Raw genomic sequence first — 8054 nt, forward strand, 5'->3', positions numbered from 1 at the left:
AAGGAACTCGGCGGCTTCGAGGGCGCGCTCGAGGCGCTCGATGACAACCCGTTGCCGGCGGTCCTGGCGCTCTACCCGACCCCGAGTCACGCCACCACCGGGCAGCTGCGCGCGCTCGAACAGCAGATGGTGACCCTGCCCGAGGCCGACTTCGCACGCATGGACACCCTGTGGATCGAGCGGCTGCAGGCGATCCTCGCCCTCGCCGAGACCGCCACCCTGCTGCTCGGCGCCCTGCTCGGGCTCGGGGTGCTGCTGATCGTCGGCAACACCATCCGGCTGGAGATCCTCAATCGGCGCAGCGAGATCGAGATCATGGAGCTGGTCGGCGCCACCGCCGCCTTCATCCGCCGTCCCTTCCTCTATGCCGGTGCCTGGTACGGGCTGCTCGGCGGGCTCTGCGCCACCCTGCTGGTGACCTTCTCGACCGGGGCGCTGCAGGGCTCGGTGTCGCGACTCGCCGCGCTCTACGGCGGCGAATTCCGGCTCGCCGGACTGGGGCTCGACGGCACCCTGGTGGTGCTGCTCGCCGGCATCACGCTCGGACTGGTGGGGAGCTGGATCGCGGTCGGGCGTCACCTGCGCGGGGCCGAGGCGGACTAGACCAGCGGGTTGGCGACGCGACGCGGGATGCCGGGGTCGGCGAAGTCCAGCCCCTCGGGGAGTTCGATGGTGGTGCTCAGCGGCAGGTGGTCGGAGAGGGCGTAGTCGATCACCTCGGCGCGGGTCACCCGCAATGGGCGCGAGACCAGGATGTGGTCGAGGTTGTGCCGGGGGCGCCAGCTCGGGAAGGTCTTGCGCTCGCAGTCGAGACCACGCATCCCCGAGTCGACCACCATCGCGCGCAGCCCCTTGGAGCCGCAGCCGCAATTGAAGTCACCCATCAGCACCAGATAGGGATACTCCTCGGCCAGCTCGAGCAGATAGCCGAACTGGCGGCGGCGCGCCCGCCAGCCGAGGGCGAGGTGGACGATACCGACGGCCAGACGACCGCCCTGCTCGAAGGGGAATTCGGCCACCATCACCCCGCGCCCGGGCAAACCCGGCAGGCGGTGCTCGCTCACCCGCTGCGGTCGCAACCGGCTGAGCAACCCGTTGCTGTGCTGGGCGAAGGGCGCGAGATTGCGGTTGACCTGCCGGTACCAGTGCGGAAAGGCGCCCTGCCGGGCGAGATACTGGATCTGGTCGACATAGGCGCTGCGCAGGCTGCCGGCGTCGACCTCTTGCAGCCCGACCACGTCGAAGCGCTGCAGCAGCTGGGCGATGCGCGCAAGGTTGATCAGCCGCTCGGAATGCGGCAGCAGATGCTTCCAGCTATTGGTGAAATAGTCGCTGTACCGACGCGAGTAGATCCCCGCCTGGACGTTGTAGCTCAGCAGATTCAGTTGCCGCATGTTCGGCTCGTCGGACTGCTCGTCGGTGGCCAGACCCTAGCACAGCCCGCCGACTCGACCAAGCACCTGGCCGAAAAAGAAAAAGGGCAGCCGAGGCTGCCCTTTCGCGTGATGCGCGCGGTCGCTGGATCAGTCGTTGCGCAGACCCTGGATGTACTGCGACACCGCGGCGATCTCCTTGTCGGTCATGCGCGCGGTGACGCCGCGCATCATGCCGTTGGGATCGTTGGCGCGCTCGCCCTTGCGGAAGTACTCGAGCGTCTGCTTGACGTAGTCGGCATGCTGACCGGCGAGACGCGGGAACTTGGACAACCCCTGGCCCATGCCGGCCGGCCCGTGACAGCCACTGCAGGCGGGCACGCCGCTCTTGGGGTTGCCGGCGCGATAGATCTTCTCGCCGAGTGCGGCCAGCTCACGATCGGCAACACCACCGGTCTGCACCTGCTGCGAGTAGTAGGCGACGACGTCGCGCATCTCCTTCTCGGTCAGCGGCATCGCCATCGGGGTCATCTGCACGTTGTAGCGCTCGCCGTTCTTGAACTGCACCAGCTGCTTATAGGCGTACTCGGGGTGCTGACCGGCGAGCTTCGGCCACAGCGGCACGATGCTGTTGCCGTCAGCCGCGTGACACGCCTGACAGATTGCCTTCGCCTTGGCCTCGCCCGCTTTGGGGTCGCCCAGTTCGAATCCGTCCGCGGCCATCGCCGCGCCGCTCATCAATACCGCCGCCGCCGAAACCGAAATCAGCCAAGTCTTCATCATTGCAAATGCCCAGTGTTCGTGGTTCATGGCCGCGCCGCCGTCCGGTGACGGGTGGGCCTCGAGGAAGAAGGTGGAGAAAATCCTGCGATATATATCAGAATTTCGTCATATGGGTCAAATTACACGCCGTTCCCGACATGTCTCTGCAGAGACAGACCAGCAGCCGTAAAGATCCCGACCGTCTCTCGTCGAGCGCGGGGTCGATGCGGGCGAGGCCTCAATGACCCTGGTGCCCCATCCCGCCTCCGAGCGCACGCACCGGGACATCGAGTCCGATCCGGGAACCGTCGTCGAGCTGCAGCTCCAGCGCCACCAGCTCATCGACCAGCAAGGGCTGTCGCAGCCCGATCAACATCAGGTGCAGCCCACCGGGGGCGAGGCGTACCCGCTCACCGGCGGGTAGCGCGATACGCTCGATCCGGCGCATCCGCATCATCCCGCCCTCCTCGCGGTGGGTGTGCAGCTCGACCACCTCGGCCACCAGGCTCGTCGCCGCGACCACGGCCCGGTCCACCGCACCGTCGTTCTCCAGCACCATGAAGGCCGCGCTGTTGGGCTGCCCCGGCGGCACGGCACGCACATAGGCCTCATCGACCACCACGCCGTCGGGTTGGGCCGCCCACAACGGCGCCAGCCAGCACGACAGCAACACGATCAGCAGAAGGCTCCTCATCACGACTCCTCCGAATGGAATGGGCCTGCCGACCCGGTCGGCGCAAGACCGAGCAACCCGTGAATACGCTCGACGATCCGCTCGGGCGCGGTGGCGTGGGGGAGCTGCCCCACCAGGCGTCCCTCGGGATCGACCAGCACGGTATTGGCCGAGTGGTCGACCAGATAGCCGAGCGCCGAGTCCGGTTGCTCGACCCGCCGGTAGGCCGCGCCATAGCGTGCGGCGATCTCGGCCAGCTGCTCGGGGGAACCGGTCAGACCGATGATCGCGGGATGGAAATAGGCGGTGTACTGACGCAACCGCTCGGGGTCGTCGCGCTCGGGGTCGACGCTGACGAAGAGCACCTGGACGCGCTCGCGGACCTCCGGGGTCAGCTGGCCGAGCGCATGGGCGATGAGGGCGAGGTTGGTCGGACAGATATCCGGGCACCAGGTGTAGCCGAAATAGATCAACACGACCTTGCCGCGTAGTCCCGACAGGCTCACCGGTCCAGCGGCGGAGACCAGGGTGAAGTCGCCCCCTCGCGGCGCCGAGGCGAGGGCGGGTCCGGGGACGGACGGGGACAGGCGCTCGAACAACAGCCAGCCGACCGGCACGAGCAGCACCAGCGAGAGCGCGATGGTGACCAGGAGCGATGGCGTCCGTTGCATGGATCTCCCTGCCGAGCGGCTCGGCTCGCAACCCCACGATGGTCCAATAGTGCGTGGAGTCGCGACCGACATCAAGCCGGAGCCCCGCAAGCGGTCAGCCTTCAGCCGCCAGCGAGCGTCATCGCGCCACCCCTCGCCCCACGACTGGCGGCTGGCCGCTGGCAACTGGCGACTGGCGACTGGCCGCTGGTGGCTGGCGGCTGGTAGCTGATAGCCCTCCCCCCTTCGCACCCTTTGGGCCTTTGCGGTTCAAAATTCCTGGCGACTGGCGACTGGCGACTGGCGACTGGCGGCTGAAGGCTGATCGCCCCCCCTTTGCCCCGCGCCCCCGATCGGTTTCAATGCCCTCTTTAACCCGCCATCACAGGAGCCCCTCGATGGATCAGGCAGCGGACGGACGGCGCGCATGGGCGCGCTGAGTCAGTGGTGGCGCGCGCGCCGGATCGAGCGGGTGAGTCGGATGTTCTCGACGAGCGATTGGGAGTCGGCCTGGGAGGCGCTGCCACTGCTCGCCGGGTTCGACCCGGAGACGGCCGAGCGGCTGGAGACCCTGGCGCTCGAGTTCCTCCGCACCAAACGCATCGAGTGTGCCCAGGGCGTCGCGCTCACGGCTACCGAGCGACTGCGGATCGCGCTGCAGGCGGCACTGCCGGTGCTGAAGCTGGGGCTCGACTGGTACCGCGGATGGTACGCGGTGATCGTCTATCCCGAGGAGTTCGTCCCCGAACGCGAGGTGATGGGTGACGACGGCGTGGTGTGGATCGAACAGGAGGCCAAGAGCGGCGAGTCCTGGGAACAGGGCCCGGTGATCCTGTCCTGGGCCGATGTCGTCGCAGGTGGCCGCGGCGAGGGCTACAACGTCGTCATCCACGAGCTCGCCCACAAGCTCGACATGCGCGCCGGCGCGCCCAACGGTTGCCCGCCGCTGCACCCGGGGATGTCGAGCGCCGACTGGCAGCGTGACCTCGCCGCCGCCTATGCAGACCTCTGCACCCGGGTCGAGGCCGACGAGGAGACCGCGATCGACCCCTATGCCAGCGAATCGCCGGCGGAATTCTTCGCGGTGACGAGCGAATACTTCTTCGAGTGGCCTGAGTTGCTGATCGAGACCTATCCGGCGGTCTACGCACAGCTGCGCGCCTTCTACCGCCAACACCCGCTGGCGCGACTGGCGGCGGACGCCTGAGTCCGACGCGGACCCAGGCGCGAACGGGTCACTCCTGATCCCAACCCTCGGGCACGCCGTCGAAGAAGTCGACCAGCCCGGTCTCGAGCGAGTACTCGGCACCGACCACCATCAGCCCTTCGCGCTCGATCAGCGATTCGAGGATCGCCGAGCCGTGACGCAGATGGTCGACCGAGGCGCGCACGTTGGCGCGCACGGCGGCATGGCGCAGCGCCTCGCGATCCTCACGCAGCTCGGTCTCGAGCAACCCCTCGATCGAGGGCTTCACCCGGTCGACGATGGCGGCGACGTTGCGCGACTCGCTGTCGGCGCCGTCGAGCATGGTCTCCAGGGTGGCACTGATCGCACCGCAGCAGGAGTGACCCAGCACCACCACCAGCTTGGTGTCGTAGCGCGAGGCGGCGAACTCGACGCTGCCGACCTGCGAGGGCGCAACGATGTTGCCCGCCACCCGGATCACGAACAGGTCGCCGAAACCTTGGTCGAAGACCAGCTCGGCCGGCACCCGCGAGTCCGAGCAGCCGAGGACGATGGCAAAGGGGCTCTGCCCCGACAGCAACCCGGCGAAGTCGGCATGGGTGATCGCGTTGTTGGAGGCGCGGAGTTCGGCGGCGAAGCGGCGGTTGCCATCGCGCAGACGGCGCAGGGCATCCACGGCGGAGATCTTGTTGGTCATGAAGCAGTCTCAGTCGTTGTCGTCGCGAAGATGGACGGCGGACGGAGTCCGCGCGTCCGGGAAACCTCGCCCGCGACCGGGGCGTTCAGCGGGCCACGTCGACGAGCGCGGCGAGCCGGCGGCGCGGCTCGACGCAGTCGACACCCGCCGCCTCGAGGCGCGCGAGCAGCGCCTCGCCGTCGCGCACCAGGGTGCGACGCTGCAGCTCGTCGAACAGCGCGAGCGCGGCGTCGAACTCCTCGGCGGGCACGCTCAGCAGGGTCGGCAGCAGCTCGCTCGGCCCGATCGGCCCCTCGGGGTCGAGCAGATCGCCCACCAGCGGCTGGCGCAGCAGCGCGAAATGGGTCGCGCGGGCGCGCTCGAACTCGGCCAGCGCGGCGCTCGCCTCGGGGTCGTCGCGGGTGGCGCGGGCGAGACTGCGGGCGATCGTCTCGATCAGCCCGGCGAGCGCCTCGCGCTCGCGCTCGAGCGCCGCGGGCAGCCCGAAGCTCTCCTCGTAGAGCTGCTCGAGCGTCTCCTTGAGCGCCATCACCTCGGTACCGTCGCCGTGCTCGCCGAGCTTGGCGGCGCGCTCCAGCTGTTGCGCGAAGCGCTCGCGAAAGCGCTCGAGCGCCGCCCGATCGGCGGCGCGCGCGGCCTCCAGCGCCGCCGGATCGAGCGGCGCCGGCGGCCAGCCGAAGAGCGGATTGTCCTGACCGCGCAGCAGTTGGCGCTCGCGGCGCCCGGGGATGTGGTTCGACTCCATGACGCGCTCCAGCGTGATGAGGGATCGGCGCGCTCAGTCGGCGGCGCGCAGCATGGCGATGACCTCGGCGGTGCGCGGACGCACCCCGCGCCACAGCCGGAAGGACTCGGCGGCCTGCTCGACCAGCATGCCCAGGCCGTCGAGACTGTGCGCCGCGCCGTGTGCCCGTCCCCAGCGACAGAAGGCGGTCGGCGCCGCGCCGTAGAGCATGTCGTAGGTCCAGCCGCCGGGGGCGAGCAGATCGGCGGGGATCGGCGGCACCGTGTCCGAGAGCCCGCTCGAGGTGGCGTTGATCACCAGGTCGAAGCGCTCGCCGGCCAGCGCCTCGAAGCCGCAGCCGGAGACCGGCACCGCGCCCGAGCCCAGCGCTGCCAGGGTATGGGCGCGCTCCGGGGTACGGTTGGCGATCACCAGCTCGCGCAGCCCGCTCTCGAGCAACGGCACCAGCGCGCCGCGCGCCGCGCCGCCGGCGCCGAGCAGCAGCACCCGGGTGCCGGCGAAGACGAAGCCGTGGTTGTCGGCGAGATCGCGCACCAGCCCGATGCCGTCGGTGTTGTCGCCGCGCAGCCGGCCGTCGGCGAGCGCGATCAGGGTGTTGACCGCGCCGGCGACCTCGGCGCGCTCGCTGCGCTCCTCGACCAGCGCCCAGGCCTGCTCCTTGAACGGCAGGGTGACGTTCAGGCCGAGCCCGCCCTGGGCGAAGAAGCGCTGGACATCGCCGGCGAAGTCGTGCCGATCACCGAGGATCCGGCCATAGTCGATCGCCTCCCCGCACTGCTGGGCGAAGGCGGCGTGGATCGTCGGCGACTGACTGTGTTCGATCGGGTTGCCGATGACGGCGTAACGATGGAGCATCTCGGGGCGACCTGTCCGGCGCGGTGAGGCGCATTCGCAAAGACCCGCCCCGGAGGCCCGGCGCGGGTCAGGAAACTGTCGATCGAGGGCGCTCGCGCAGCGCGAGCGCCCGGGAGCCGGAGCGCGCGAAGCGGTGCCGCGCGCCCGGGGACATCAGGGGATCAGGCCCCCAGCCAGCGGGCGATGTCCTTGGAGTAGTAGGTGAGGATACCGTCACCACCGGCGCGCTTCATCGACACCATCGCCTCGAGCACCACCGCGCGCTCGTCGAGCCAGCCGTTCATGCTCGCGGCCTTGAGCATCGCGTACTCGCCGCTGACGTGATAGACGAAGGTCGGGGCACCGAACTGGTCCTTCACCCGACGCACGATGTCGAGATAGGGCATGCCGGGCTTGACCATCACCATGTCGGCGCCCTCGGCGAGATCGAGACCGACCTCGTGCAGCGCCTCGTCGGTGTTGGCCGGGTCCATCTGGTAGGTGTACTTGTTGCCCGCGCCGAGGTTGGCCGAGGAGCCGACGGCGTCACGGAAGGGGCCGTAGTAGCTCGAGGCGTACTTCGCCGAGTAGGCCATGATGCGGGTGTGGATGTGACCGTCCTGCTCGAGCGCGGCACGCACCGAGCCGATGCGCCCGTCCATCATGTCGGAGGGGGCGACGATGTCGGCGCCGGCCTCGGCATGGGAGACGGCCTGACGCACCAGCACCTCGACGGTGGGCTCGTTCATCACGTAGCCCTGGTCGTCGATCAGGCCGTCCTGACCGTGGGTGGTGAAGGGATCGAGGGCGACGTCGGTCATGATGCCGAGCTCGGGCACCGCGTCCTTGAGCGCGCGCACCGCGCGCTGCGCCAGACCGTCGGGGTTGTAGGCCTCGCGCGCGTCGAGCGACTTGGCCGAGTCCGGGGTGACCGGGAACAGCGCCATCGCCGGGATGCCCAGACGGTGGACCTCGCGCGCCTCCTCGACCAGCAGGTCGATGCTCAGACGCTCGACTCCGGGCATCGACTCGACCGCCTCGCGCTCACCCTTGCCCTCCAGCACGAACACCGGATAGATCAGGTCGTCCGGGGTCAGGGTGGTCTCGCGCATCATCCGGCGCGAGAAGTCGTCG

Annotated in this window: 10 protein-coding genes; 2 read left to right on the forward strand and 8 right to left on the reverse strand. The window is 69.3% G+C overall.

Going from position 1 to position 8054, the window contains the following annotated elements:
- Positions 1 to 603, forward strand: a 603-nt coding sequence (locus EBL85_RS16145; protein ID WP_123143438.1) for an ABC transporter permease, incomplete at its 5' end; no start/stop codon positions are given.
- On the opposite strand, the gene EBL85_RS16150 is transcribed toward EBL85_RS16145, so the two are convergent.
- From EBL85_RS16150 to EBL85_RS16165, 4 genes are all read right to left on the reverse strand, one after another.
- A complete protein-coding gene (locus tag EBL85_RS16150) occupies positions 600 to 1394 on the reverse strand; it encodes an endonuclease/exonuclease/phosphatase family protein (RefSeq protein WP_123141197.1) in 795 nt (264 codons plus the stop codon). The two genes, EBL85_RS16145 and EBL85_RS16150, sit on opposite strands and share 4 nt — an antisense overlap.
- A gap of 129 nt (positions 1395 to 1523) precedes the next feature.
- Positions 1524 to 2156, reverse strand: coding sequence for a cytochrome c (locus tag EBL85_RS16155; RefSeq protein WP_123141196.1), 633 nt, complete (start codon positions 2154 to 2156; stop codon positions 1524 to 1526).
- A 217-nt stretch (positions 2157 to 2373) separates the two neighbouring features.
- Positions 2374 to 2829, reverse strand: a complete 456-nt coding sequence (locus EBL85_RS16160) for a copper chaperone PCu(A)C (RefSeq protein ID WP_123143439.1) — start codon at positions 2827 to 2829, stop codon at positions 2374 to 2376.
- Positions 2829 to 3479: an SCO family protein gene (locus EBL85_RS16165; protein ID WP_123143440.1), complete on the reverse strand. Its 651-nt coding sequence runs from the start codon at positions 3477 to 3479 to the stop codon at positions 2829 to 2831. The genes EBL85_RS16160 and EBL85_RS16165 overlap by 1 nt, the downstream gene beginning before the upstream one ends.
- Positions 3480 to 3885: 406 nt before the next feature.
- Here EBL85_RS16165 and EBL85_RS16175 point away from each other — a divergent pair, with 406 nt between their 5' ends.
- Positions 3886 to 4665 (forward strand): zinc-dependent peptidase, encoded by a 780-nt coding sequence (locus EBL85_RS16175; protein ID WP_123143442.1) that lies wholly within the window; start codon positions 3886 to 3888, stop codon positions 4663 to 4665.
- 28 nt (positions 4666 to 4693) lie between these two features.
- Here EBL85_RS16175 and EBL85_RS16180 read toward each other — a convergent pair whose 3' ends face one another.
- From EBL85_RS16180 to hemB, 4 genes are all read right to left on the reverse strand, one after another.
- Positions 4694 to 5341 carry a carbonic anhydrase gene (locus tag EBL85_RS16180; RefSeq protein WP_062274195.1) on the reverse strand — a complete coding sequence of 216 codons (648 nt, stop codon included), beginning with the start codon at positions 5339 to 5341 and terminating at the stop codon, positions 4694 to 4696.
- 85 nt (positions 5342 to 5426) lie between these two features.
- Positions 5427 to 6086: a hypothetical protein gene (locus EBL85_RS16185; protein WP_123141192.1), complete on the reverse strand. Its 660-nt coding sequence runs from the start codon at positions 6084 to 6086 to the stop codon at positions 5427 to 5429.
- A gap of 33 nt (positions 6087 to 6119) precedes the next feature.
- Complete coding sequence (aroE, locus tag EBL85_RS16190) at positions 6120 to 6941, reverse strand: shikimate dehydrogenase (RefSeq protein ID WP_123143443.1); 822 nt, start codon at positions 6939 to 6941, stop codon at positions 6120 to 6122.
- Between the two features lie 161 nt (positions 6942 to 7102).
- On the reverse strand, positions 7103 to 8054 hold a 952-nt coding region (hemB, locus tag EBL85_RS16195), incomplete at its 5' end, for a porphobilinogen synthase (RefSeq protein ID WP_123143444.1).

Origin of the sequence: Marichromatium sp. AB32 (assembly GCF_003718675.1) — a bacterium.
Taxonomy (GTDB): Bacteria; Pseudomonadota; Gammaproteobacteria; order Chromatiales; family Chromatiaceae; genus Marichromatium; species Marichromatium gracile.

Excerpts from the sequence above, each read along its gene's own strand:
- EBL85_RS16185 (WP_123141192.1), bottom strand. The coding sequence starts at position 6,086 with ATGGAGTCGAACCACATCCCCGGGCGCCGCGAGCGCCAACTGCTGCGC.
- aroE (WP_123143443.1), bottom strand. The coding sequence starts at position 6,941 with ATGCTCCATCGTTACGCCGTCATCGGCAACCCGATCGAACACAGTCAG.
- EBL85_RS16180 (WP_062274195.1), bottom strand. The coding sequence starts at position 5,341 with ATGACCAACAAGATCTCCGCCGTGGATGCCCTGCGCCGTCTGCGCGAT.
- EBL85_RS16165 (WP_123143440.1), bottom strand. The coding sequence starts at position 3,479 with ATGCAACGGACGCCATCGCTCCTGGTCACCATCGCGCTCTCGCTGGTG.
- EBL85_RS16175 (WP_123143442.1), top strand. The coding sequence starts at position 3,886 with ATGGGCGCGCTGAGTCAGTGGTGGCGCGCGCGCCGGATCGAGCGGGTG.
- EBL85_RS16155 (WP_123141196.1), bottom strand. The coding sequence starts at position 2,156 with ATGATGAAGACTTGGCTGATTTCGGTTTCGGCGGCGGCGGTATTGATG.
- EBL85_RS16160 (WP_123143439.1), bottom strand. The coding sequence starts at position 2,829 with ATGAGGAGCCTTCTGCTGATCGTGTTGCTGTCGTGCTGGCTGGCGCCG.
- EBL85_RS16150 (WP_123141197.1), bottom strand. The coding sequence starts at position 1,394 with ATGCGGCAACTGAATCTGCTGAGCTACAACGTCCAGGCGGGGATCTAC.